Raw genomic sequence first — 23,741 nt, forward strand, 5'->3', positions numbered from 1 at the left:
TACCTCGGTTCAGCATCCTCAATTGAGGGGAATATCGTTGGCGCTCTTTGACGATTGGTAGCTGGTGGAAAGCGCATCGTAGCGCGCCTTGATGCGAACGGTCTGCGCCTTCAGCGCCTCTCTCAACTGAGCGTTTTCGGTCTCGACGAGATCGGCGATGGCAAAACTGTTCCAGAAGGCGTTCTGCCTGCGATAGCCGCCCGGTTCAAGCCCGAAGACCTCCTTCAGGATCTTCAGGTCATGCGGAATGGCGAAGGCATCGCGGGAATCCTCATGGCTGAAGAAATAGTAGAAATTGTCGAAACCCGCCCAGGTGATCGCTGACATGCACATGGTGCAGGGTTCATGCGTCGACAGAAAGATCAAATCCCTGGTCGCCGGCTTGTCGCCAAGTTCGTAGAAGCGCTTCAGTGTATGCACCTCGCCGTGCCAGAGCGGATTCTCCAGCTCGTTATTGGTCTCGGCGACGACGAGCGACAGATCGGTTTTGCGCAGGATCGCCGCGCCGAACACCTTGTTGCCAAGCGAAACGCCGTGTTCGGTGAGCGGCAGGATGTCGTCCTCGATGACCGAAAGCAGGCGGGCGGCGATGGTCTTGTCAGGCATTGGCGTCTCCGGTTTTTCCCAGTCTATCGCCTTGGAGGCGCGAGCGAAATGCGCCAAACGCCGGTGGACGCCGTTTATCACAGGCTTTATACTGCACCGCAACAAAGAGAGTGGGAACAGGTGGGTTTCGTCAGCACGGTTTACTTTTCTCAAATCGCCGATGGTGCGAGCAAAAGAATACGGGCTTACTGGGGCTTTCGAATTTCTGTTCCTTCAATCCCTTGTCGATCACGGGCATATTCTGGCAACTTCGAAGTGGATTGATGATGTCTCCCAAGACCGAGCAGCTTTCGGTATTTCCAGCCTTCTTTCGCGTGGAAGGCCAGAAGACGGCTGTCTTCGGCAATGGCGACGAAGCCTTCGCCAAGGTGCGGCTGCTGCTCAACACGCGGGCGCGGATCGTCGCCTATGCCGAGCGGCCGGAAGCCGATTATCATGCCTTCCTGATTGCCAACCGCATCGAGACGGTGCGGGCTGGTTTTACCGCCGAGCAGGTTGAGGGGGCGGCCCTCGTCTTTGCCGCCACCGGCGATGAAGCCGATGACCGCGAGGTTGTCGATGCTGCCCGCGCTGCAAGCATTCCCGCCAATGCCGTCGATCAGCCCGATTACTGCGATTTCTTCACCCCGGCGCTTGTCAATCGCGCCCCGGTCGCCGTTGCGATCGGCACCGAAGGGGCGGGGCCGGTTCTGGCGCAGATGATCCGCGCGCAGATCGACCAGCTTCTCTCTCCATCGCTTGGGCGCCTGGCCGGATTGGCGACGAGCTACCGCAAGGCGGTCGAACAGCTCGTGCCCCGCGGCGTTTCCCGCCGTGTCTTCTGGCGCCGCTTCTTCTCCGGCGCCGTTGCCGATGCGGTCGCCAACGGCAACCTGCCGCAGGCCCGTCAAGCCGCCGACCGGCTGCTGGGCGCGATGGACAAGGTCGCCGGCCACGTCTGGCTGGTCGGCGCCGGTCCGGGGGCTGAGGATCTGCTGACGCTGCGCGCCCAGCGCGTGATGATGGAAGCCGACGTCATCGTCTTTGACGCGCTCGTGCCGCAGGCGATCGTCGATATGGGCCGTCGTGACGCCGAGCGGTTGTCAGTCGGCAAGCGCAAGGGCTGCCATTCGAAATCGCAGGAAGAGATCAACGAGCTCCTGGTCGAGCTCGGACGCCAGGGCAAACGCGTCGTCCGCCTCAAGTCGGGCGATCCGCTGGTCTATGGCCGGGCAGGGGAAGAGATGGCCGCATTGCGTGCTGCCGGCATCACCTATGAGGTCGTGCCCGGCATCACCTCGGCTTTCGCCGCCGCCGCCGATTTCGAGCTGCCGCTGACCCTGCGCGGCGTCGCCTCCTCGCTGGTCTTCACCACCGGCCATGATCTGACCGGCGACGTACTGCCTGATTGGGCAAGCCTTGCCGTCTCCGGCGCGACGATCGCCGTCTATATGGGCCGCACCGTTGCTGCCTCCGTCGCTGAGCGGCTGATGCAGGCCGGCATTCCCGCCGAAACGACAGTTGCCGTCATCGAAAATGCCAGCCGCGCCGACCGCCGTCTGCTGCATGGCACGCTTGCCGATCTTCCCGATCTGCAGCACCGTGACGAGTTGACGGGACCGGTCATGGTCATTATCGGCGATGCGGTTGCCGGCGCCAATTTCGAACTGTCCGAGCCGCTGGTGCGTGCGAACGCCCGGCTCGAGGAACTTGCAAGGAGCTGAATATGGGTGACAAGGTTCTGACGGCCAACCGGCTGACGGATGGCATTGCCGTCTGGCTGGATGCGAACGGGAAATGGTCGACCTCGCTGCAGGAGGCGCTTGTCGCCCGTCACAATGAAGCCGTTGAAGCGCTGGAAGCGATCGGCAAGAAATCCTATGCCGACAACGAGGTGGTTGACGTCGCCGTCGTCGACGTTCAGGAAACCAACGGCATTCTCTGGCCGCTGCGCCTTCGCGAGCGCATCCGCGCCCAGGGGCCGACCATGGAATACGCACCGGGCTACGCTCCTGCCGACCCCGAATTCATTGCAGTCTGAGGAAGACGATGTACCGTTACGACGAATTTGACCATGCCTTTGTCAGCGAGCGCGTCGAGCAGTTCCGCGACCAGGTTCAGCGCCGCCTTTCCGGCGAACTGGCCGAGGATGCATTCAAGCCGCTGCGCCTGATGAACGGCGTCTATCTGCAGCTGCATGCCTACATGCTGCGCATCGCCATTCCCTATGGAACGCTGAGCGCGCGTCAGCTGCGCATGCTCGCCCATATTGCCCGCACCTATGACCGCGGCTACGGCCACTTCACTACGCGCCAGAACCTGCAGTTCAACTGGCCGAAGCTGTCGGAAATTCCCGATGCGCTCGCCGACCTCGCGAGCGTCGAGATGCATGCGCTGCAGACCTCGGGCAACTGCATCAGAAACGTGACGGCCGATCACTTCGCGGGTGCGGCCGCCGATGAGATCGCCGATCCGCGTCCCTATGCCGAAATCCTGCGCCAGTGGTCGTCGGTCCATCCGGAATTCTCCTTCCTGCCGCGCAAGTTCAAGATCGCCGTCACCGGCGCCGAGCGCGACCGCGCCGCCATCCAGGTCCATGATATCGGCCTGCACCTGAAGAAGAACGACAAGGGCGAGATCGGTTTTGCCGTCTATGTCGGCGGAGGCCAGGGCCGCACGCCGATGATCGCCAAGCTGATCCGCGACTTCCTGCCGGAGGAGGACCTGCTCTCCTACACCACGGCGATCGTGCGCGTGTACAATCTGCACGGCCGCCGCGACAACAAGTACAAGGCCCGCATCAAGATCCTGGTGCATGAAACCGGCACCGAGGAGCTGACGCGCCAGGTGGAGGCCGAATTTGCGGCGCTCAGGGATAGCGAACTGAAGCTGCCGGAGCAGGATGTCGAGGCGATCGCCACCTATTTCGCACTGCCTGAGCTGCCGCAGCGCGCCGAGGGCTGGGAAAACCTCGCCCGCTGGAAGAAGGCCGATCCGGCCTTTGCCCGCTGGGTCCAGCAGAATGTGCAGCCGCACAAGAACCCCGATTACGGCATGGTGACGATCTCGCTGAAGCCGATCGGCGGCATTCCGGGCGACGCCACCGACGCGCAGATGGAGGCGATCGCCGATCTCGCCGAGGAATATGCCTTCGACGAAATCCGCGTCAGCCATGAGCAGAACCTGATCCTGCCGCATGTGGCGCTGGCCGATCTCGAAGCCGTCTATCGTGGCCTCGTCGCGATCGATCTCGCCGAAGCCAATGCCGGCCTGATCACCGATATCATTGCCTGTCCGGGGCTGGACTACTGCGCGCTCGCCAATGCGCGCTCCATTCCGGTGGCGCAGGAAATCTCCCGCCGCTTCGGCAATCCCGAACGCCAGGCCGAGATCGGCGAACTGAAGATCAAGATCTCCGGCTGCATCAATGCCTGCGGCCACCACCATGTCGGCCATATCGGCCTGCTCGGTGTGGAGAAGAAGGGTGCCGAACTCTATCAGATCACGCTCGGCGGCTCCGGCGACGAACATACTTCGATCGGCGAAATCATCGGCCGCGGCTTCGAGCCGGACCGGGTGACGGACGCGATCGAAACGATCGTCGACACCTATCTCGGCCTGCGCCTCGATCCGTCCGAAACCTTCCTCGCCGCCTACCGCCGCGTCGGGCCGCAGCCTTTCAAGACTGCGCTCTACGGCTCGGCCGCGGAAGCGGCATAAGGAGGGGATGATGACAAAGATCTGGAAAGAGACCGGTTTTGTCGAGAACGATCCCTGGGTGATCGAGACCGACGAGGTGAAGGTAACAGGAGAGCAGAAGCCGCTGCTCGGTCTCGACGAGTTGATCGCCAAGGCCGGCGAAAGCAACGCTGTCGGCCTCGGCGTGCTGATCAAGCCGGCCGACGATGTGCGCAGACTCGAGCCCTATCTCTCTCGCCTTGACATCGTTGCCGTCGCTTTTCCGGCGTTCAACGACGGACGCGCCTTCAGCCATGCCTCGCTGCTGCGCCAGCGCTTGGGTTACACCAACGAGCTGCGCGCCGTCGGCGACGTGCTGATCGACCAGGTGCCGCTGATGCTGCGCGTCGGCATCGACAGCTTTTCGGTCAGCAACGCCACGGCACTGAAGCGGCTTGCCGAAAACCGTCTTCCCGCCATTCCCCATCATTATCAGCCGGCGGTGCGTGACGCCGAAGCCGGCAAGGGCTATAGTTGGCGCCGTCAGGCGAAGCCGGCCGCGTAAGCGACCGGTCCGCCTCTTGCGATGGCGGAACAATAGCATGAAGACATTTGAAATCGCGGTGATCGGTGGCGGGCTCGCCGGCATGATCGCCGCAATCGCGCTCGCCCGCGGCGGCCGCAATGTAGCGCTGGTGGCTCCCCTTGCCACAAGGGAGGACCGGCGCACCACGGCGCTGATGGATCAATCCATTCGCTTCCTCGATCGGCTGACGCTCTGGGACAAGCTGCGCCCGGCGGCCGCACCTCTGACCAGCATGCGCATCATCGATGGCACCGACCGGTTGCTGCGGGCGCCGACGACGACCTTCCGCGCCGCCGAGGTCGGCCTCGATGCCTTCGGCTATAATTTCCCCAACAAGGCGCTGACCGACATTCTCGAACAGGCCACGGCCGGCGAGGGCAATATCAGCCGCTTCACCGACATGGCCGAATCGATCGAGATTTCGGCCGACAGAGTGTCGATCACGCTTGCCGGCGGCGAGACGCTCGTGGCCGATTTTGCCGTCGGCGCCGACGGCCGCGGCTCGAAGCTGCGCGAGACGGCTGGCATTGGCGTGCGCAACTGGTCCTATCCGCAATCGGCCATGGTGCTGAATTTCGCCCATTCCCTGCCGCACCAAAACATCTCGAGCGAATTCCACACCAAACACGGCCCCTTTACCCAGGTGCCGCTGCCGGGAAGCCGCTCGAGCCTCGTCTGGGTGCAGGATCCCGCTGAGGCCGCCGCCCGCATGGAATTGCCGCTGGCCGAACTCGGCCGCCTTATCGAGGCGCAGATGCAGTCCATGCTCGGCAAGGTGGATGTGGAGGAGGGCGTCCAGCTCTGGCCGCTGTCCGGCATGATGGCGCATCGCTTCGGCAAGGGGCGTATCGCGCTGATCGGCGAGGCGGCGCATGTCTTCCCGCCGATCGGGGCGCAGGGGCTGAACCTCAGCCTGCGCGATATCATGGCGCTGACCGACATCCTCTGCGACAGGGCGGAATTGCCGGTGCCCGCCGATGCCGGCGACAGCTTCGACCGCAAACGCCGTGCCGACATCATGACGCGTACGGCGAGCGTCGATCTCCTCAACCGCTCGCTGCTCTCGGATTTCCTGCCGGTGCAGATGCTGCGTGCCGCCGGCCTGCATATCCTCTCGGCCATTCCGCCGTTGCGCAACCTCGTCATGCGCGAGGGCATCGAGCCCGGCCGCGGTTTTCGCGATATTCCCGATTCCTTACGGGAAAAGCTGAAGCGGAAGAAGGCCTGAGCGAATCGCGATCAGCCAGAGCGAAACGCTTGCCACCGAAAGCACCGTCGTGATCAGGATCGTCGCCGAGGCGCGCTCCTGCCACACGCCATATTGCTGACCGATGACGAAGACATTGGTCGCCGTCGGCAGCGAGGCGAGCAGCACGGCCGCCTGGATCCACACCGGCTCGAAACCGCTGACAGCGGTCAGCGCCAGGAAAACCACGATCGGATGCAGGATCAGCTTGGCCGGCACAATGTAGCCGATCTCCGCCGGAACCCGTTTCAGCGGCCGCAGCGCCAGCGTCACGCCCATGGCAAAGAGCGCGCAGGGCGCCGCTGCCTGGGCGAGATAGTCGACCAGGCGCTGAAACGCCAGCGGCTGCTCGAGGTGCAGGGCAGCCACCGCAAAACCTGCCGCCGTCGACAGGATGAAGGGATGCAGCGCCACCTTGCGGGCGATATCGGCCGCAAGCCGGCCGGGCGACCGCTTGTCGTCGCCGGCCGCCGCCATCAGCGCCGGCGCAACGATGAAATGCAGCGCATTCTCGAAACAGATGATCAGCGCCACCGGCACGGCCGCACCTTCGCCGAGCGCCAGCAACGCCAAGCCTGGCCCCATATAGCCGATATTGCCATAGGCGCCGGCAAAGGACTGGATGGTGCAGTCATCCAGCGCATTGCCGCGCACGAAACGGCCGATGGCAAAGAGCAGGACGAAGACCGCATAGGTCGCCGCGATATCGGTGACGATGAAGTCGGCCCGCGTCAGCTCTTCGATCGGCGTGCGCGAGACAAGCTTGAAGAACAAAGCGGGCAGGGCGGCATAGATGATGAAGCTATTCAGCCAGCCGAGCGCCTCGGCCGGCTGCTTCGTCGCCTTGGCGGCGATGTAACCGATCAGGATCAGGCCGAAGAACGGCAGGAGCAGGCTGATGATATCGGCCAAGAGGTCTTCCAGTACGCGGGAATGATCGGCGGGTAGGGAGGACCGGTTTAGCCGATTTGCATCAGGATCGGAAAGGTCTGCTGGAACCAGATCGCCACATCGCTGACCCAGCCGAACAGGAAGGCAAGGCCGGTGAGGATGAGGAAGACGCCCATCACCTTTTCCACCGTGCCGAGATGGCGGCGGAAGCGTGACAGGAAGCGCATGAAGGCACCGGAAAAGCCGGCGGCGATCCAGAAGGGAATGGCAAGACCCAGCGAATAGATGGCCAGCAGCCCGGCGCCGGAGCCGACAGTCTCGCGCGAGGCGGCGACACCGAGAATCGCGCCGAGTACCGGGCCGATGCAGGGCGTCCAGCCGAAGGCGAAGGCCAGGCCCATGACATAGGCGCCCGTCAGCGTCGCCGGCTTGCCGCCACTTTGGAAGCGCGCCTCGCGGCCGAGAAACCCGATTCGGAAGAGACCGAGGAAATTCAGCCCCATGACGATGATGATCAGCCCGCCGATCTTGGAGAGAAGGTCGAGATGCTGGCGAAGCGCCATGCCGATGCTGGAAGCGCCGGCGCCGAGCGCCACGAAGACGGTGGCAAAGCCGAGCGTGAAAAACAGGGCGGAGAACAGCACGCCGCGCCTGACATCGGGCGCCACCGCCACCGCCGAGCCGCCCCGGAATTGCTCAACTGAAATGCCGGCCATATAGCAGAGATAGGGCGGGACGAGGGGAAGCACGCAGGGCGAAAGGAAGGAAAGCGCCCCGGCTATCAACGCGCTCCACAGGGAAATATCGGCAATCGACACGCATTCTCTCCGGCTGCAATCTGCGCCTGTTCCTAGCTTTGTGAGACCGCGATTGCCAATCACCTTTTTGCGTGCGCCGGCGATTGGACTCTGCGCCCCGCAAGAAATGTGCCGATCGCTGGAAAAAGCCGAATTTTTCGGTTGACCGCAATGGGTCGCCTGCCTATGTTCCGCCCACTTCCAGCCGGGGTGCTTCACACCCGCGGGGCGGGAGAGCGTAGCTCAGCCGGTAGAGCAACTGACTTTTAATCAGTAGGTCTCGGGTTCGAACCCCGACGCTCTCACCATAAGTTCCAATAAGCTAGTGAGAATTTTTGCAGTCGCCACCTGCAGTCCCTCTGCAAACATCACCATGTCTGCGCAAAGCAGATAATGAAACGCGGCAAAAGGTCGTAACTACGGCGTCGACGGATACCCATCTCGCTAGGGTGGAGGAAGAAGCACCGATACGCTTACCGCGACTGCCGATATTACGGATCGTGCTATCGTCCGCGGTACTACGGCAGTCGCGACTATTACGGCTATCGCGACGATTACCCCTATCGTCGTCGATCAGGTGTGACCGTGTATTTCGATTTTTAGTCGGCAGTGCCCGGGCCATTGAGCCGTCGGCGTGAATGCCGGGGGCTCGCGATTTCGGTCTAACGCTTCCGCCAGCGCCACCGGAAAAGCTTCAATTGCGGCCGCTTACTAAACTAACAAGAAGTCATTGGCAGCCAAATTGCTCTCGTTGACGCCCGCAAGACGCAATGTGGTGTCGTCGTCGATCGTGAGAAGCCAGTCCATGCCGCTGTCCTCTCCAGCCGCAAGGATGTCGGTGAAGCTTTCGAAAGCGCTGTTGGCGATGCTTATCAAGTCCCCAACGCCCGAGCCCTCCTCGAAATCCCCGATTATGCCGTTACCGGCCAGGTTGGCGGCAAAGACGAATGTGTCGTTGCCCAGCCCGCCGTTGATGCTGTCGTTGCCGGCACCACCGGCAATCGTGTCGTTGCCGATGGAGGTGGTGATGGTGTCGTCGCCACTGCTGCCGGTGAAGATCACGCTCCGTCCCAGAAGCTCGTCGGTCAGATCGACGCTTCCCGGTCCTGCCAGGGTCAGCGACACGGTGTTGGACTCCTGGCCAACATAGCTGACGATGGTGTCGAAGCTTTCGAACTGCGTCGCCGTTGCCTTGATGCTGGGATTGCCGTAGGCGTTATAGGTTACCAGCCGTTCGACGTTGGAGATCGAGAGTGTCGAGATGTCGCCCGACTGCTGCGCCTGCAGGCTGTCGAAGCCGCTGCCGCCGTCGATCGTGCCGCTGGCGGCGGTGGCTCCGAACAGGGCCATGAAATCATTGCCGTCGCCGCCGCTGACAGAGATCGTCCCGCCTTCGCCGATGAGCGCCCAGCTGCCGTCATTGCCGGCACCCAGGTCGATGATGTCGTTGCCAGGACCGCCGGCTCCGAAGAAAGCGCCCGCGGCCCCGTCGATGAAGTCGTCGCCGTCGCCGCCCGACAGAACGTCGTTGCCGGCGCCACCGCTGATGCCGTCATTGCCGGAACCGCCAGTGATGGTGTCGTTGCCCGACCCGCCGTCGATGCTGTCGTTGCCGGCGCCGCCGGCAATCGTGTCGTTGCCCACGCCGGTGGTGATACCATTGCCTGCCGATGCGTCGGCAGTCACGATAGCGCTTCTCAACCCCAGTTCATCCGACAGGTCCAACGATCCCCCACCCGATATTCGGATGTCCACCAGGCTCGACGCATGCGCCGGATCATCAAAGGTCGTGATGGTGTCAAAGCCATCAAGCTGCGCTACGGTGCCAAGCACAAACTCAGCGCTCGTCGTGTAGATTTCGACGTTCGATATCGCGAGACCCGTCAGATTGCCCCCCGTCACGAAAAGCACGTCCCGGTCGCTCCCGCCGTCGACGGTGCCCGTCATATTCGCTCCAGTCCACATCGCATCGTTGCCGGCTCCGCCGGACAGCGATGCCACGGCACCGCCGAAGTCTGACATCGTATCGTCGCCGTTGCCGCCGTCGAGAACGTCATCACCGCTCTCGTCATAGAGAACGTCGTTGCCCTCTCCACCGATCAGGACGTCACTGCCGCCGCTTCCAAACAGCGAGTCGCTGCCGCCAGCTCCAACAAGCGTGTCGTTCCCCGACCCGCCATTTAACGTGTCGTTGCCGGCGCCGCCGGTGATGGTGTCATCGCCCACGCCGGTGGTGATGCCGTTGCCTGCCGATGCGTCGGCAGTCACGATAGCGCTTCTCAACCCCAGTTCATCCGACAGGTCCAACGATCCCCCACCCGATATTCGGATGTCCACCAGGCTCGACGCATGCGCCGGATCATCAAAGGTCGTGATGGTGTCAAAGCCATCAAGCTGCGCTACGGTGCCAAGCACAAACTCAGCGCTCGTCGTGTAGATTTCGACGTTCGATATCGCGAGACCCGTCAGATTGCCCCCCGTCACGAAAAGCACGTCCCGGTCGCTCCCGCCGTCGACGGTGCCCGTCATATTCGCTCCAGTCCACATCGCATCGTTGCCGGCTCCGCCGGACAGCGATGCCACGGCACCGCCGAAGTCTGACATCGTATCGTCGCCGTTGCCGCCGTCGAGAACGTCATCACCGCTCTCGTCATAGAGAACGTCGTTGCCCTCTCCACCGATCAGGACGTCACTGCCGCCGCTTCCAAACAGCGAGTCGCTGCCGCCAGCTCCAACAAGCGTGTCGTTCCCCGACCCGCCATTTAACGTGTCGTTGCCGCCACCGCCGGTGATGGTATCCGCTCCCGCGCTGCCGGTGATAGTGAAACCTTCGGACTGACTTGATAGGTTGATAACAACCCCAGCCAATGCAGCGGCGGCGGAAATCGCCTCGACGCCGGAAAGCTGGATGTCGTTGCGACCGTTCAGGCCAGTGGATGTCGAAGTGAGATTGACGGTGTCACCGCCACTACCGAGGTTGACAATCGTAAATCCGTTCATTTCGATGCCGGTGAGCGTTACCGTGTCACTGCCCGAGGATCCGCTCAGAGTCTGGAGGTTGGTCAATGTGCCGGTGGTGAAGTTGTTGGTGCCTGCCACGGAAAGCATATTGGCGCCAGTTCCGCCATTGATCGATTCCGCACCTGCGAAGTCGCCATTGTTGACGACAAATATGTCGTCCCCGCCGCCGCCCGCCAGCGTATCCACCCCCGATCCGCCGGTGATGATGTCCGCGCTCGAGCCACCGGTAATGGTGTCCGCATCCGAGCTGCCGGTGATGGTGAAACCTTCGGATTGACTTGACAGATTGATAATAACGCCAGCCAGCGCAGCGGCGGCGGAAATGGCCTCGACTCCAGAAAGCTGGTTGTCGTTGCGGCCGTTCAGACCGGTGGATGTCGAAGTGAGATTAACCGTGTCGCTGCCATTGCCGAGGTTGACGGACGTAAATCCGTTCATTTCGGTGCCGGTGAGCGTCACCGTGTCACTGCCCGAGGAACCGTTCAGAGTCCGAAGGTTGGTCAAGGTTCCGGTGGTGAAGTTGTTGGTGCCTGCCACGAGAAGTATATTGGCGCCAGCTCCGCCATCGATCGATTCCGCACCTGTGAAGTCGCCGTTGTTGACGACAAATGTGTCGTCCCCGCCGCCGCCCGCCAGCGTATCCACCCCGGAGCCGCCGGTGATGATGTCCGCACTCGAGCTGCCGGTGATGGTATCCGCACCGGACGTCCCATTTATTGCAATGATGTCGTTACCGCTGTTGCCCCATGCCGAACTCCCGTTGCCACCGAATGTCCAAGCCGCCGCACTGAAATTCGAAGCGCTTTGAATAATGATCGTTTGATTTCCGGTCGAACCACGTAAATCGAGCGACGACGATAAGCCCGTTGCACTAAACTGGTTCGAATTGAAAGTAACAGCAGTTCCACTGCCCGAAATGGAAAGAATTTCCATAGACAGGAGACTGCTTGCCGGGAGGACGGAAAAATCAGCTGCTGCCGTAACATTCAAAGTGTCGATACCGCCGCGGCCGTCGAAGACGTCACCCGATTGCACCGTGCCGGCACCAATTTTGAAAGTATCGGCCCCGGGGCCTCCAGTCAGATTATCCTGACCGACGGTAGCGTTGAAATTCGACAATACGCCCTGGTAGGCGGCTAAGCCAGAACGAGTGAGCGGGGGTCTAGGTGCCGCGTTCCCGAATTGCAGGTCAAGACACCATGAGCCCCCGAGGGCTACCGCGCCAACGAAGCCAGACGCTGCAGCAACGGAGCGGCTCAAGCAGCGGTGGAGGAATTCGACGAAACTCTTGCCGACTTCGTTTTTGCCGGTGGCGCAGCACCATAGTTGCATGCTGCCATGTTCGCCCAGCGCCACGGCAATTTTGGCGAAAAATTCGGTTGAGGCGGCAACGTCCCCCTCTGAAAACGTCCCAGACGAGAACCTGATTTGACCTGGAGCGCCGTGCGCTACGACATGAACTCTATCAAGGCGGCTGTAGACAGACAGGTGACGTGCCATCTGGCGAATCGCAGGTTCGCCGTCGGATAAAACAATAACCTCGACTTCTGGGCGCAGACCGCCAAGGAAGGTTTCCAGGTCGTTGATGCCCTGATCAACGAAGGCGATTTCGCGCGGCGAAGGCAATGACGTCAGAACAGAACCTGAGACCATTCGGTCCTGGTCCGATCCAATTAACATGATATTGGAAAGTTGATCCTCGAAACGAACTGAGTTGGTTTCGTTGGTCCTTAGCCATTTGTTCGGCATAGCATCCCCCTGATGACGACAGGAAGACTTACTCGGCGCTGACGGTAGCTCAGAGTTTGCGGCGTGCTAAGGTAACTCGGGCCCGCCAAGGTATACGTCCACACAGTTTGAGGGCCTCAGCCACTCAAAACTCTCCTCTCCGAAGCTACCCGTGGAGTAGGTCCCCAGCTTACCTCTAGAATATTAGCAATACCCCAATCGTCGCGCCGAGTTCAATAACCAGTTCGGTAGTAAATGCTCGCGGAAAGACAGCATAGATAATCCATTTTATGAAAGTACTACGATGTCATCAAGCATCACATGGCGTTGCCCCGTCACCGGTTGAGATAGGAAGCTGTGGCAAAGGCGCTCGGATCACAAAACACGAGACGCGTCAGGCTCACCCAGACGGAACTGTCTACAATTTCTCGGCATAAAATTTGCACCTATATCAAGCTGCCTTGCCCCATATGGCGCTCGTGAACCGCGACGTGAGTGGAAGAAAAAAGCCCCGCCGAAACAAGGCGAGGCTCTGATGCTACCGATCCGAGGAATTCTTATTAGAACTTCACACCGATACCGAACTTCAATTCGTGCTGATCGAGGTCGACATCAACGCCCAGGATGTCTCTTTCGCCGTAGTCGTTGTAGCGATATTCGCCGCGGGCGAAGATGTTGTTGGTTATGGCAAAGTCGACGCCGGCACCGACGGTGTAGCCGTTGAACGTCTCGGTTTCCTTGTCGAAGCCGGGCGCATCGACATAACCGCGCGTGGCGGCCCAGCCGGCTGCGCCGTAAATCAGCGCCTTATCAAAGGCGTACCCAACACGGCCACGAACAGCGCCGGCCCAATCGGTCCCAACGTCTGCCCCCAGGGCTTCTTCTTCATTCCAGTTATATTCCAGGTTGCCCTCGATACCGACAACGATGTTGTCGAACTGGAAATTGTAACCGGCAAATCCGCCGAAGACGCCGCCGTTGAAATCCTCGGAGGCAGAGGCACCGCCGGCGCTGAAATCACCGTTCAACCAAGCGGCGCCGCCATCGATACCGAAATACGGACCCGACCAGGTGAAAACAGGCGCTGCGGCAACAGGTGCAGCCGGGACCTCTTGAACGACATCAGCCGCGAATGCGGTGGTCGCGACAAGTGCGAGTAAGGTAGTAGCGATCGACAACTTCATTTCTGTACCCCTTGGCATGACGTTACAACCACAGGATATAATAGCGGATACTAAAAAAGCTGTAGCGATAATAGCACACTCGTCGAATTGTACGCTATGGTACAGGTTGTCTCGTTGCCGGAAGTGAAGAGTGGTCGAGCGTCTAAAGCGGCATCGGCAGATCGGAGTTCTTCTCCATTCACTCTGGGACGATGGATCTGATCGTGTCGGTCCGCTGAGCACGATCTCTTTCATTGCGCGCGATGATTGACCCATCATTTGATGGCGGGGATGGTAGCCTCATCTCGCCAGGATTGGCCGCGTAAGCCTGCGGAGAAAACGACTGACTGCACTCTTGGCGGAGATTTGAACTGGTGGCGTAACGACGCCAGTTCCAAGGTATTGTCGCCCTTTGTTCGTCAGGGATAGTGTTTCTGTGAAACCAAAACCGCCGCCGTCAGTCTCTTTTGTGATCAAGCCAAGCAACTCTGCCTCTATATCACAAGGAGAATAGTAGTCCTCCAAGACCTCGGCACTGCCGCCTTTATCGGCGATCTCCCCAAGCATAGTCTTGATATCCACGCAAAGCCCCTATCCAAATAATTCGGCAGCCGAACGCGGCACCCTGTCGTGATTGGATAAGAGCATTATCCCATCGTGTCTGAAAGTGAATAGTACAATTTCTGGCCATAAGAATTTATATCTATATTCGGCTGTCCTCGCGATAAGATCGGGATCGATGACGCGGCTCTAACAACGCCTTTCGCTGTCGACCGGCTCAAGGACAGCTCCGGCCAATGCATCCGAGACCGACGTGCATTCCGGAACCAAAAGCGCTCGCTTCGACTTTGACCGCTGAGCAATCTTGGAGGTCCCTGATGGACAAGACACCGAAAACGGCCATCCGCGGAATGATGTTGTACGTGCTCGCTCTCATCGTCCTGGGCGTTCTGGCGGGCGCTGTCTACACGATCTATGGCCATCCCGCCGATCCGTCTGAGCGGCCGGCGGCTGAGACCATTCCGCAAAAGGCCACAGCGCCGCAGTGAGCCGCATCATAGCGGCCATTTCTTGGTCGTCCTTCGTCGGGAACGAATGGTGAAACGGAATGCGTTTTGCCACGTCCGTCGAGCACCTGGTCTGGTCGTGTTGATGCGCCAGCGTTCCGCGGCAGAAGCTCGACAAATGGCAACGAAAAGGGCTTTGGAAGGCAAGGCTGAAATCCTGTCGCAAGTCCTTCCCACCAGTGGAGAGCTTTATTTATAGGGGGAACAACCTGCGACAGGGGAATGCGGCACCTGAGCGAAACCGAGAAAACCGGAGGAGCCTCCGGCCGGGCAGGCCGGCTCGGAATGCTGCGGCGTTACCCCGGCAGATGGAGCGGAGGAGTTTGCGGATGAGGGAACATGCGGTCGTGATTGCCGGAGGAGGGCCGACGGGGCTGATGCTGGCGGGCGAGCTGGCCTTGGCGGGCGTCGATGTCGCCATTGTCGAGCGTCGGTTGAACCAGGAGATCGTCGGTTCGCGGGCCGGCGGACTGAGTGCGCGCACGCTCGAGGTTTTGGATCAGCGGGGCATCGTCGAGCGGTTTCTGGCCGAGGGGCAGATCGCCCAGGTGACCGGATTTGCGGTCACGCGGCTGGATATCAGCGATTTTCCGACGCGGCACAATTACGGTCTGGCGCTGCGGCAGAAGCATATCGAGCGCATCCTGGTCGGCTGGGTTGCCGAGCTGCCGGTTGCGATCTATCGCGGTTGCGAACTGACGGGCTTCATGCAGGACGCTTCCGGTGTGGCCATCGAACTCTCCGACGCTTCGGAAATCCGGGCAGCCTATCTCGTCGGCTGCGATGGCGGCCGCAGTCTGGTTCGCAAGCTGGCCGGCATCGAATTTCCCGGTTGGGACGCGACAACCAGCAATATTCTCGCCGAGGCCGAGATGGAGGAGGAGCCGCCGCTCGGTGTCCATCGCACGGCGCGCGGCATGCATGCCTTCGGCCGCGAGGACTATGAAATCCGCGACGGCAAGGTTGTCTTTGCCAGCGAAGGCCCGATCAATGTCATGGTGACGGAAACGAATGCCGGTGCGGCAGGCGAGCCGACGCTCGGCGATCTCAGGCAGGCGCTGATCGCCGCCTGCGGAACGGATTACGGAATTCATGGCCTCAAGTGGATTTCCAGGTTCACCGACATGTCGCGGCAGGCGGCAACCTATCGCAAGGGCCGGGTTTTCCTGGCGGGTGACGCCGCGCATGTGCATTCGCCGGTAGGCGGGCAGGGGCTCAATACCGGCGTCCAGGATGCGGTGAATCTCGGCTGGAAGCTTGCCCAGGTGGTGAAGAGACAATCGCCTGAGGCCCTGCTCGATACCTATCATGCCGAGCGGCATCCGGTCGCCGCCCGCGTGTTGCGCACGACAATGGCCCAGGTCGCCCTCCAACGCACCGATGACCGCACCGAAGCTCTGAGAGACATCGTGCTGGAACTCCTTGGGCTGGAGGAGGCCCGCAAGACGATCGCCGGCGAAATGTCCGGACTTGTCCTCCGCTACGATCTCGGCGAGGGGCACCCGCTGCTCGGCCGCCGGATGCCGGACCTCGATCTCGCCACGCCTGATGGCTCCATCCGTGTCTTTGCGCTGCTCAGAGAAGCGCGGCCGGTGCTGTTGAATCTCGGCGCAGCCGGCAGCCTCGACATCGCGCCATGGTCAGGCCGTGTCCGGCTGGTTCAGGCGAGCTATGGCGGTCCGTGGGAGCTACCTGTGCTCGGGGCGGTTTCGGCGCCAAGCGCGGTGCTGATCCGGCCCGACGGATATGTGGCATGGGTCGGCGAGGAGACGCAGGACGGCCTTCACGACGCGATGACCACCTGGTTCGGGCCGCCCGGCTGAGAGCCGCAGAGCCGGTTAAGCGGCGAGCGGGACCGAGCCGCCGTCCGGTATCGCCTCGCGTTCCGGCATCGGCTTGCCGCGGCGTTCCCAGGTCCGCCGGCTGATGCCGAAGGCATCCCAGGGGCGGGACTGGCTGACGGAGTTGGCGAGGTAGTTTGCCCTGGGAACGGCGCCGGCGGCGCGGCGTTGCTTCTCTTTCCGGCTCTGCTCGCGCTGGCGGCGCTTTGCCTTTTGCAGCTTTGCCCTTTTCGCCTTCGGCACGTCGAAGGCGCCGATGGTGCGGATATCGAGCGCACAGCGTTCGGCATAGCTCAGATGCAGGGCATGGCCGAGTGCATCGGCGGTGAGCGGTGAAAATCGTATCCTCGTCCGTTCGTAGATGATTTCCTCTATCGCGGCCTTCCCAGCCCAGGGGACCCAGCGGGCCGCCCAGCCGAGCACCACCTCGACAAACCCTTCCTTGAACTCGACGAAAGCGAGGCTGGCGATCACCTCGACATAGATCAGGGCGTCATCCGCCTCCGGCACGATTTCGCCATGGCGGTGCCGGATCAATTTTTCGATCTCGCGCATGCGGCCGCGGAAATGGTTCCAGCGGCCGCCCCGCATCCGGCGCTGCACGGCCTTGTAGCCCAGCAGGCAGTCGCCGATTTTGATCGCCGAGATATCCCGGGCAAGACCATCCGCATGAGCGGCTTTTTCCGCCGGCTTTGCCGATCGAGCCCCTTTCTCTTCAAGACGATCCATCGCTTCTCCTTCGTCGATCGGCCGGAGCCGAACCGACCGATTGTAAAGGAGGGCGAGGGGGTGATGCTCACACTTTTCTCCGTTGTCCTGCAAATTGTTGAAACGCTGATGCAACGGAGTGACGGGCAGCCCGACAGGCGATTTCGGCTGGGGAACCCTGACGATCGGCAAGCAAGCGGCATCCGAGCCTATTGATTTCTATTGGCAGGCTGCCGTGTTATGATCGCGCCATTGGCGTTGTCTGTCCTGTCATGCGCGTAGAGACTATCTAAATGAGCGAAGTGGACGTCCTTTTTGCCGCCCTGCGACAGGCGGCTGACCCGCAGACGGTCGAATGTATCGAAAACGTCGTCAGGCATGGCGCCGATCGCGATCTCAATCGCATCAATGCGCTGGCCTTCGCCGAAAAACATCATCTCGATGAAGAGAAAACCATCGCCGCCTTTCTCCACGCCGCCCGCATAGGGGCGTTCGAGATGACCTGGAATGTGCTCTGTCCGGGATGCGGCGGCGTGCTTGACAGCGGTGCAACGCTCAAAGGGGTCGTACAGGACACCTATCATTGCGCCCTCTGCGCAGCCGGATACGAACCGACCCTTGACGAGATGGTCGAGGTGACCTTCACCGTCAGTCCGCGTGTGCGCAGGATTGCCGCCCACGAGCCCGACCGGCTGCCGCCGCTCGAATATTACCGCCAGATCTTCTTCAGCTCCGGCGTCGACCTGCCGGAGGATCTGGAAGCGAAATTTCAACCCATTCTGCTGGAGATGATCGAGCTGGCGCCGGGCGAGAAGGCTTTCGTCTCGCTGCAGCTGCCGTCGCAATTCATCATCATCTTCGATGCGGTGACGCATTCGGCGCAGTTCATCGATGTGCAGGGCGAACCCACCAACGAACGCCAGAACCTCTCGATGGTCATCAGCCGCGGGCATGCGCTGAACGAAACCGTGACGATGCGTCCCGGCTTGCTGCGGCTGACCCTTGAGAATCACACCGATCGCCGGGTGGTGCCGAATGTCTGCATCGCCGGCGATGACCTGCACGACCTCCTGGGCCGCAGGCGGCCGTTTCTGACGGCCAAGCGCCTGCTGACGAACCAGAGCTTCCGCGACATCTACCGGACCGATACGCTCGACGTCGACCAGCGCCTGAAGATCACCAGCCTGACGTTCCTGTTCACCGATCTGAGGGGCTCGACCGCGCTTTATGAGCGTGTCGGTGATCTTGCCGCCTTCGACTTGGTGCGGGCGCATTTCCGCGTTCTTCACGAGATCGTCGCCACCGAGGCGGGCGCCGTCGTCAAGACGATCGGCGATGCTGTCATGGCGACCTTCCCGAGCCCGGACCGCGCGGTGGCGGCCGCGCTCAGAATGCGCGAGGCGATGCGCCGGTTGAATGCCGAACACGGCAGCGAAGACCTGCTCCTGAAGATCGGCATCCACGAGGGACCGTGCCTCGCCGTCAACCTCAACGACCGTCAGGATTATTTCGGCCAGACCGTCAACATCGCCTCGCGCGTCCAGGGCCTTGCCGACCCCAACGTGATCATGACGACGGAAGCGATCGTCGAGGATGTCAACGTCTCGGAGATCCTGCGCGACAGCGGCATCAGATCGGCTTCCCGGATGGCGGAACTGCAGGGCATCGGCAGGGAGGTCAGGATCTTCGCCCTGTCGTGAGCTTCGCCGGTGATCGCAGCACCCTTTTGCCGACCGCGGCAACCATCGCTCATATGTCGTGCCCTTGTTGTGCCTTGGGCCGCCGACAAGAAAAAGGCCTGCCCCGGAAGGCAGGCCAAGCCGCTCCCGTAGTCGTGGAGCGGAGGGGAACGAAGTAGCTTTGCCTATTGGCGTGTCACGACCTTCCGCGGGCCGGTTCGCGTGTGGGAAACGGCCAAGGCCAGGCCGGACAAGATCAAGGCCACGCCAGCGGCAAAGGTCAGGCTCAACGCGTCGCCGAAGAGAAACGATGCCGCGGTGATGCCGAAGACCGGCTGGAGATATTGTACGCTTGCTGCGACCCGAGCCGGGACCACACGCAGAATGTAAAGCCACAGCAGCAGGCCCGCGACTGTCACCATCACGCCGAGATAGGCGGCTGTCCACAGCGCTTGGCCGGTGACTTGGAAGGACGAGTGGGCCATTTCCCACCCAGCCAACGGCAGGATCGCGACCAGGCCTGCCAAGGCGTTCCACGCAGCCACCGGAAGCGTGCCATAGCGTTCCGTCAGCTCGGCGCTCCAGATGTAATAGAAGGCAATGGCGATGGCCGAAACGAGCATCCAGGCGACGCCGCTGATCGTGGTCTGGGACAGGTCGTCGACGTCGGAGCCGCTTCCCACCGCCACCAGAGCGATCCCGCCGAAAGCGGCAATCAGGCCGACCCAATGCTTGCCCGCCACAGTTTGTTTGAAACGGATCGCAGCGAAGATCACGATGAAGATCGGGATCGTCGCGGAAATGATCGTACCGACGGACGCCGAGGTCCCGCGCACCCCGAACGACTGTGCGACATTGCCGAAAGTGATCCCCATGACGCCCAGCGCAACGATGCCAGGGATGGCGCTCAATGGCACCCGACACTTGCCGGCCGAAAGGAGGAACAGCAACGGAACCGCCACCAGGAAGCGCATCGCCGTGAACATCAGCGGGGGAATCGTCTCAAGACCGAGCTTCGTAACCGGGATCGAAAGCCCCCACATCACGGCAAGAACAAGCATCGCACCCACGGTCCGTGACGAAATCAATGTGGCGGGGCGAGCAAGAGCAGCAGTGGCAGAGGTCTGGGTCATGAGAGTGCCGTTCATGGTTGGCAGGCGCGTGAACTCATGTCATGTTTACAGTCGAGCCAGGACGGCAGACAAACGATTTATCTTCACAGGATGTGTGATCGTGGATCACACATAACAGGCAATGCCCGATCAACTTCCTCCGCTCCAGACCCTTCGCGCCTTCGAGGCGACAGCCCGGCGGCTGAGCATGACGATGGCAGCCGAAGAGCTGCATCTGACGCACGGCGCGGTGAGCCGTCAGATCAAGGCGCTTGAAGATCATCTCGGGGTTCAGCTCTTCCGGCGTTTAACCCGCAAGATAGAATTGACCGAGGCTGGAATTACGTTCTTCGGCACGGTGACCCGTCTGCTGTCGGAGCTTGCGCGTGTCGCCGAAGACATTCGTCGCAAGAACGACACGACGCGCCTCGTCATCAGCGCCGGCGTTTCCTTCGCGAGCAAGTGGCTGACACCGCGCCTGCACAGGCTGATGGCGCATTATCCGGATTTTGATGTCCATCTTCAGGTCACCGACGCTCCGGTCGACTTCGCATCCGGCGATGTGGATGTCGCGCTGCAGTATGGAACCGGCAGCTATCCTTTCGCCGCAGCCGAACGCATCATGAATGAGACGGTCTCGCCGGTCTGCGCGCCGGAATATCGTGATCGAATGGGCGGGCTGGCAACGCCTGCTGATCTGGCCAAATGCAAGCTTATCCACGAAATCGGGATGACGACGACCTGGGAACGATGGTTCGCGATGATGGAACTGCCTTACCCCAAGACGCGGGGTCCCGGTTACAGTCACGGCAGCATGTCCATCGAGGCCGCCATCCGCGGCGAAGGCGTGGCTCTGGGGCGAAGCGTCTTGGTGGCCGAGGATCTTGCCCAGGGTCGCCTCGTTGCGCTGTTCCCGAAAGCGAGGTTGGACGTGGAGTGGGGATACGATCTTGTCTATGCGATCGGCACTCAGGATCATCCCAAACTGCGAGCATTCCAGAGTTGGATATCAGGCGAGGTCAGGGAATTCGCCGCGAATATCCAACCGGCCTTTGTCGACGCCGTTCCCTGAACGGTTCGGGAGCCCTCGGGCCACGGTGAGCTCCGCTGCGGGCATGCAAGAAGACGCCAGAGCATCCGCCCTGGCGTCTTCGGTTCAGGCCACCAGACCCTTGGTCAGCTCCAGCGCCTGCCGTTCGAACAGCCGCCGATAGATGCCGCCATTGAGTCGGATCAGCGCCTGGTGGTCGCCCTCTTCGACGATCTTGCCCTTGTCGAAGACCAGCAGCCGGTCGAGCGCCCGCACCGTCGACAGGCGGTGGGCGATCACCAGCGTCGTGCGGCCGACCATCAGCCGTTCCATGGCCTCTTGGATCTGCACTTCGCTCTCGCTGTCGAGGCTCGACGTCGCCTCGTCCAGGATCAGCACCGGCGCATCGGCGAGGAAGGCGCGGGCAATGGCGACGCGCTGCCGCTCGCCGCCCGACAGCTTGACGCCGCGTTCGCCGACCATCGTTTCATAGCCCTTGGGCAGGCTTATGATGAAGCCGTGCGCATTGGCTTGTTTCGCCGCCTGCTCGATCTCGCGCCGCGAGGCGTTCGGCCGGCCATAGGCGATGTTTTCCGCCAGCGTCCGGTGGAACAGGATCGGCTCCTGCTGCACGATGGCGATCTGGCCGCGCAGGTCTGATTGCCTGACGTCGGCGATATCCTGTCCGTCAATGCGGATGGCACCGGCATTCACGTCATAGAGGCGCTGGATGAGCTTGACGAAGGTCGTCTTGCCCGAACCCGAATGCCCGACCAGGCCGACGCGCTCGCCCGGCTTGATGGTGACCGAAAAGTCCTCATAAAGCGGATCGCGATGAGCACCATACTGGAAGGTGACGCGATCGAAGACGATCTCGCCCGTATCGATCGCGATCGGCCCGGCATCCGGCTTGTCCTCGACGCCAAGCGGCATCTTGTCGAGCAGCACCAGCTCTTCCATGTCGTTGACGGCGCGCTGCAGGTTGCGGATGTCCTGGCCGACATTGCGCAAATAGCCTTGCAGAACGAAGAACATCGCCAACACGAAGGTGATGTCGCCTGGTGTCGCCAGCCCCTGCCGCCACATGAGGAGGCCCGTTCCGAGAATGCCAGCCTGCATGGAAACCATCATGAAGCCCTGGATCGTGCCGCTCAATGTGCCGCGCTTCCATGTGCGGCGCGTGCGCCTGTCCCATTTGGCCAGCACGTGGCGCAGGCGCAGCTCTTCGCGGCTTTCGGCGCCGAAGGCCTTGACCACCGAATTGCAGCTGATGGCATCGGCGAGCGCACCGCCAAGCTTGGTGTCCCAGGCATTGGCAAGCCGCGCTGCCGGCGACACGAAGCCCATGGAAAGCATCACGGTCGCGCCGATATAGATCAGCGATCCCGTTGCGACGAACAGGCCCATGACCGGCCAGTAGCTGCCGAGCACAAGACTGGCGCCGACCAGCATGACGATGGAGGGCAGCAGCGCGACCAGCAACAGGTCGTTGAGGGAATCGAGCGCCCACATACCGCGGGTGATCTTGCGCACGGTCGAGCCGGCAAAGCTGTTGGCGTGCCAGTCCGTGGAGAACCGCTGCACCTTGTGGAAGCCGTTATTGACCACATCGGCCATGATGCGCAGCGTCTGCCGGATGATGCCGTTGAAGATGAACCAGCGCAACACCACGCTGGTGAGGCCGAGAGCCACGACGACGGCAAAGGCGCTAAGGGCGCTATCGGCAGTCTGGGTGCCGGCAATGGCATCGACGATGCGGCCGGAAAACACCGGCACCATGACTTCGGCCAGCGTGCTTGAGACCACCAGCACGATGATCGCGCCGACCAAGGCAGGCCGATAGCGCCAGTGCTGAAAAACAAAGCCGAGCACCTGACGATAGGCATCGGCGCGAAAATCGAGCTTCTTGCGAGTCATTTTAACCTGCCCGGCCCGGATTTCGGCAACCGGTCCTCAAAAATCGAGAGTGAGATGCCACAGCCCGGGCGGGAGACAAAATGATCCCGTCACATCAATCGGGCTATGAAGGATGAAGAAACCGCATGTCGGGCGCGCTCGGGGCGGGCCGCGAATGGAGATGACCTAGCGTCGGGACATTCCATGCGGGAAGCTGTCGATGAATGCTGGTGTCATGCAACGCCTCCCTGTGTTAGATCTGAAGTGTTCGATCTGAAGCGGTGAGCGTTATGTAGCGGAGCAATTCGCCATTGCCAAGCGGATTTTTACAACCCTGCAGACAGTGATGCGGAAACGACACAGCTTATGAGCTTGCATCCTGCGGTTTCAGCCGTCCGGTGTTGCGCGCAGGCGCTGCCAAACGCTGGGCTTCAATAGCTGCAGGAGCGAGCGTTGCTGGGTCTGAATCCACCTGCGCAAGCCGGGTTCCTCGACGTGTCCAGCTGATATTGAAAATCCTCCCTGTCGTGCCTCGCAGGCGAGGTGCAGGAAGATGCGATGGCGGAAAGGCCGATCAGCGCTCCGGCTGCGGCCAATCGGATAAGTCGGTTCATCTGCGTCTCCTCCAAAGCATGTCACGCAAAGGTTGATCCTCATGCGCAATCTATCATGGCGGCCCATGCCTTTGCGAGGAGGTGGACGCGATCACGCGC

Annotated in this window: 18 protein-coding genes and 1 tRNA gene; 10 read left to right on the forward strand and 9 right to left on the reverse strand. The window is 61.4% G+C overall.

The genetic code is table 11. The features are described from left to right. Positions 1 to 18: 18 nt before the first annotated feature. Positions 19 to 606 carry a deaminase gene (locus tag AMC88_RS10280; RefSeq protein ID WP_010024965.1) on the reverse strand — a complete coding sequence of 196 codons (588 nt, stop codon included), beginning with the start codon at positions 604 to 606 and terminating at the stop codon, positions 19 to 21. A 266-nt stretch (positions 607 to 872) separates the two neighbouring features. On the opposite strand from AMC88_RS10280, the gene cysG reads away from it, so the two are divergent. From cysG to AMC88_RS10305, 5 genes are read left to right on the forward strand one after another with little or no spacing between them, the layout of a single operon-like run. Continuing rightward, positions 873 to 2,309, forward strand: a complete 1,437-nt coding sequence (gene cysG / locus AMC88_RS10285; protein WP_064825841.1) for a siroheme synthase CysG — start codon at positions 873 to 875, stop codon at positions 2,307 to 2,309. A 2-nt stretch (positions 2,310 to 2,311) separates the two neighbouring features. After that, positions 2,312 to 2,626, forward strand: coding sequence for a DUF2849 domain-containing protein (locus AMC88_RS10290; protein ID WP_010014500.1), 315 nt, complete (start codon positions 2,312 to 2,314; stop codon positions 2,624 to 2,626). An 8-nt stretch (positions 2,627 to 2,634) separates the two neighbouring features. Then, the gene (locus tag AMC88_RS10295; RefSeq protein ID WP_064825218.1) at positions 2,635 to 4,305 is read left to right on the forward strand and encodes a nitrite/sulfite reductase; all 1,671 of its coding nucleotides are present in this window, start codon (positions 2,635 to 2,637) and stop codon (positions 4,303 to 4,305) included. Positions 4,306 to 4,315: 10 nt separating this feature from the next. Then, positions 4,316 to 4,828 (forward strand): DUF934 domain-containing protein, encoded by a 513-nt coding sequence (locus AMC88_RS10300; protein ID WP_064825842.1) that lies wholly within the window; start codon positions 4,316 to 4,318, stop codon positions 4,826 to 4,828. 37 nt (positions 4,829 to 4,865) lie between these two features. Next, entirely contained in the window at positions 4,866 to 6,077 is a 1,212-nt protein-coding gene (locus tag AMC88_RS10305) for a UbiH/UbiF family hydroxylase (protein WP_064825219.1), read from the forward strand. On the opposite strand, the gene AMC88_RS10310 is transcribed toward AMC88_RS10305, so the two are convergent. Both AMC88_RS10310 and AMC88_RS10315 read right to left on the reverse strand, forming a co-directional pair. Continuing rightward, the gene (locus AMC88_RS10310) at positions 6,045 to 7,007 is read right to left on the reverse strand and encodes an AEC family transporter (RefSeq protein ID WP_064825220.1); all 963 of its coding nucleotides are present in this window, start codon (positions 7,005 to 7,007) and stop codon (positions 6,045 to 6,047) included. The two genes, AMC88_RS10305 and AMC88_RS10310, sit on opposite strands and share 33 nt — an antisense overlap. 47 nt (positions 7,008 to 7,054) lie before the next feature. Continuing rightward, a complete protein-coding gene (locus tag AMC88_RS10315; RefSeq protein ID WP_012483725.1) occupies positions 7,055 to 7,804 on the reverse strand; it encodes a cytochrome c biogenesis CcdA family protein in 750 nt (249 codons plus the stop codon). 211 nt (positions 7,805 to 8,015) lie between these two features. Between AMC88_RS10315 and AMC88_RS10320 the strand changes: the two genes are divergently transcribed. After that, positions 8,016 to 8,091 (forward strand) — tRNA-Lys (locus tag AMC88_RS10320). A gap of 403 nt (positions 8,092 to 8,494) precedes the next feature. Here the strand turns inward: AMC88_RS10320 and AMC88_RS10325 are convergent. The 3 genes from AMC88_RS10325 to AMC88_RS10335 all read right to left on the reverse strand — a co-directional run bounded on the left by AMC88_RS10325 (position 8,495) and on the right by AMC88_RS10335 (position 14,277). After that, positions 8,495 to 12,553: a DUF4347 domain-containing protein gene (locus AMC88_RS10325; protein ID WP_081282699.1), complete on the reverse strand. Its 4,059-nt coding sequence runs from the start codon at positions 12,551 to 12,553 to the stop codon at positions 8,495 to 8,497. A gap of 539 nt (positions 12,554 to 13,092) precedes the next feature. Beyond that, positions 13,093 to 13,716 carry an outer membrane protein gene (locus AMC88_RS10330; RefSeq protein WP_064825222.1) on the reverse strand — a complete coding sequence of 208 codons (624 nt, stop codon included), beginning with the start codon at positions 13,714 to 13,716 and terminating at the stop codon, positions 13,093 to 13,095. Between the two features lie 279 nt (positions 13,717 to 13,995). After that, positions 13,996 to 14,277 carry a hypothetical protein gene (locus tag AMC88_RS10335; protein ID WP_010025784.1) on the reverse strand — a complete coding sequence of 94 codons (282 nt, stop codon included), beginning with the start codon at positions 14,275 to 14,277 and terminating at the stop codon, positions 13,996 to 13,998. Between the two features lie 296 nt (positions 14,278 to 14,573). Here AMC88_RS10335 and AMC88_RS33585 point away from each other — a divergent pair, with 296 nt between their 5' ends. Further along, positions 14,574 to 14,744 (forward strand): hypothetical protein, encoded by a 171-nt coding sequence (locus AMC88_RS33585; protein ID WP_010025782.1) that lies wholly within the window; start codon positions 14,574 to 14,576, stop codon positions 14,742 to 14,744. Between the two features lie 347 nt (positions 14,745 to 15,091). Further along, positions 15,092 to 16,585, forward strand: a complete 1,494-nt coding sequence (locus AMC88_RS10340) for an FAD-dependent monooxygenase (protein WP_010025781.1) — start codon at positions 15,092 to 15,094, stop codon at positions 16,583 to 16,585. A gap of 15 nt (positions 16,586 to 16,600) precedes the next feature. Here AMC88_RS10340 and AMC88_RS10345 read toward each other — a convergent pair whose 3' ends face one another. Next, the gene (locus tag AMC88_RS10345) at positions 16,601 to 17,332 is read right to left on the reverse strand and encodes a hypothetical protein (RefSeq protein ID WP_064825223.1); all 732 of its coding nucleotides are present in this window, start codon (positions 17,330 to 17,332) and stop codon (positions 16,601 to 16,603) included. A 272-nt stretch (positions 17,333 to 17,604) separates the two neighbouring features. Here AMC88_RS10345 and AMC88_RS10350 point away from each other — a divergent pair, with 272 nt between their 5' ends. Then, positions 17,605 to 19,011, forward strand: a complete 1,407-nt coding sequence (locus AMC88_RS10350; RefSeq protein WP_064825224.1) for an adenylate/guanylate cyclase domain-containing protein — start codon at positions 17,605 to 17,607, stop codon at positions 19,009 to 19,011. Between the two features lie 164 nt (positions 19,012 to 19,175). Here the strand turns inward: AMC88_RS10350 and AMC88_RS10355 are convergent, their stop codons facing one another. Further along, positions 19,176 to 20,138 carry a DMT family transporter gene (locus AMC88_RS10355; protein WP_081277728.1) on the reverse strand — a complete coding sequence of 321 codons (963 nt, stop codon included), beginning with the start codon at positions 20,136 to 20,138 and terminating at the stop codon, positions 19,176 to 19,178. A gap of 106 nt (positions 20,139 to 20,244) precedes the next feature. On the opposite strand from AMC88_RS10355, the gene gcvA reads away from it, so the two are divergent. Further along, positions 20,245 to 21,174 carry a transcriptional regulator GcvA gene (gcvA, locus tag AMC88_RS10360; RefSeq protein ID WP_064825226.1) on the forward strand — a complete coding sequence of 310 codons (930 nt, stop codon included), beginning with the start codon at positions 20,245 to 20,247 and terminating at the stop codon, positions 21,172 to 21,174. 84 nt (positions 21,175 to 21,258) lie between these two features. Here the strand turns inward: gcvA and AMC88_RS10365 are convergent, their stop codons facing one another. Then, positions 21,259 to 23,049 (reverse strand): ABC transporter ATP-binding protein, encoded by a 1,791-nt coding sequence (locus AMC88_RS10365; RefSeq protein WP_064825227.1) that lies wholly within the window; start codon positions 23,047 to 23,049, stop codon positions 21,259 to 21,261. Positions 23,050 to 23,741: the final 692 nt, after the last annotated feature.

Source organism: Rhizobium phaseoli (assembly GCF_001664385.1).
Lineage (GTDB): Bacteria > Pseudomonadota > Alphaproteobacteria > Rhizobiales > Rhizobiaceae > Rhizobium > Rhizobium phaseoli.

Coding starts and splice junctions, on each gene's coding strand:
- AMC88_RS10280 (WP_010024965.1), bottom strand. CDS start 606: ATGCCTGACAAGACCATCGCCGCCCGCCTGCTTTCGGTCATCGAGGAC.
- cysG (WP_064825841.1), top strand. CDS start 873: ATGTCTCCCAAGACCGAGCAGCTTTCGGTATTTCCAGCCTTCTTTCGC.
- AMC88_RS10290 (WP_010014500.1), top strand. CDS start 2,312: ATGGGTGACAAGGTTCTGACGGCCAACCGGCTGACGGATGGCATTGCC.
- AMC88_RS10295 (WP_064825218.1), top strand. CDS start 2,635: ATGTACCGTTACGACGAATTTGACCATGCCTTTGTCAGCGAGCGCGTC.
- AMC88_RS10300 (WP_064825842.1), top strand. CDS start 4,316: ATGACAAAGATCTGGAAAGAGACCGGTTTTGTCGAGAACGATCCCTGG.
- AMC88_RS10305 (WP_064825219.1), top strand. CDS start 4,866: ATGAAGACATTTGAAATCGCGGTGATCGGTGGCGGGCTCGCCGGCATG.
- AMC88_RS10325 (WP_081282699.1), bottom strand. CDS start 12,553: ATGCCGAACAAATGGCTAAGGACCAACGAAACCAACTCAGTTCGTTTC.
- AMC88_RS10330 (WP_064825222.1), bottom strand. CDS start 13,716: ATGAAGTTGTCGATCGCTACTACCTTACTCGCACTTGTCGCGACCACC.
- AMC88_RS33585 (WP_010025782.1), top strand. CDS start 14,574: ATGGACAAGACACCGAAAACGGCCATCCGCGGAATGATGTTGTACGTG.
- AMC88_RS10340 (WP_010025781.1), top strand. CDS start 15,092: ATGAGGGAACATGCGGTCGTGATTGCCGGAGGAGGGCCGACGGGGCTG.
- AMC88_RS10345 (WP_064825223.1), bottom strand. CDS start 17,332: ATGGATCGTCTTGAAGAGAAAGGGGCTCGATCGGCAAAGCCGGCGGAA.
- AMC88_RS10350 (WP_064825224.1), top strand. CDS start 17,605: ATGAGCGAAGTGGACGTCCTTTTTGCCGCCCTGCGACAGGCGGCTGAC.
- AMC88_RS10355 (WP_081277728.1), bottom strand. CDS start 20,138: ATGAACGGCACTCTCATGACCCAGACCTCTGCCACTGCTGCTCTTGCT.
- gcvA (WP_064825226.1), top strand. CDS start 20,245: ATGCCCGATCAACTTCCTCCGCTCCAGACCCTTCGCGCCTTCGAGGCG.
- AMC88_RS10365 (WP_064825227.1), bottom strand. CDS start 23,049: ATGACTCGCAAGAAGCTCGATTTTCGCGCCGATGCCTATCGTCAGGTG.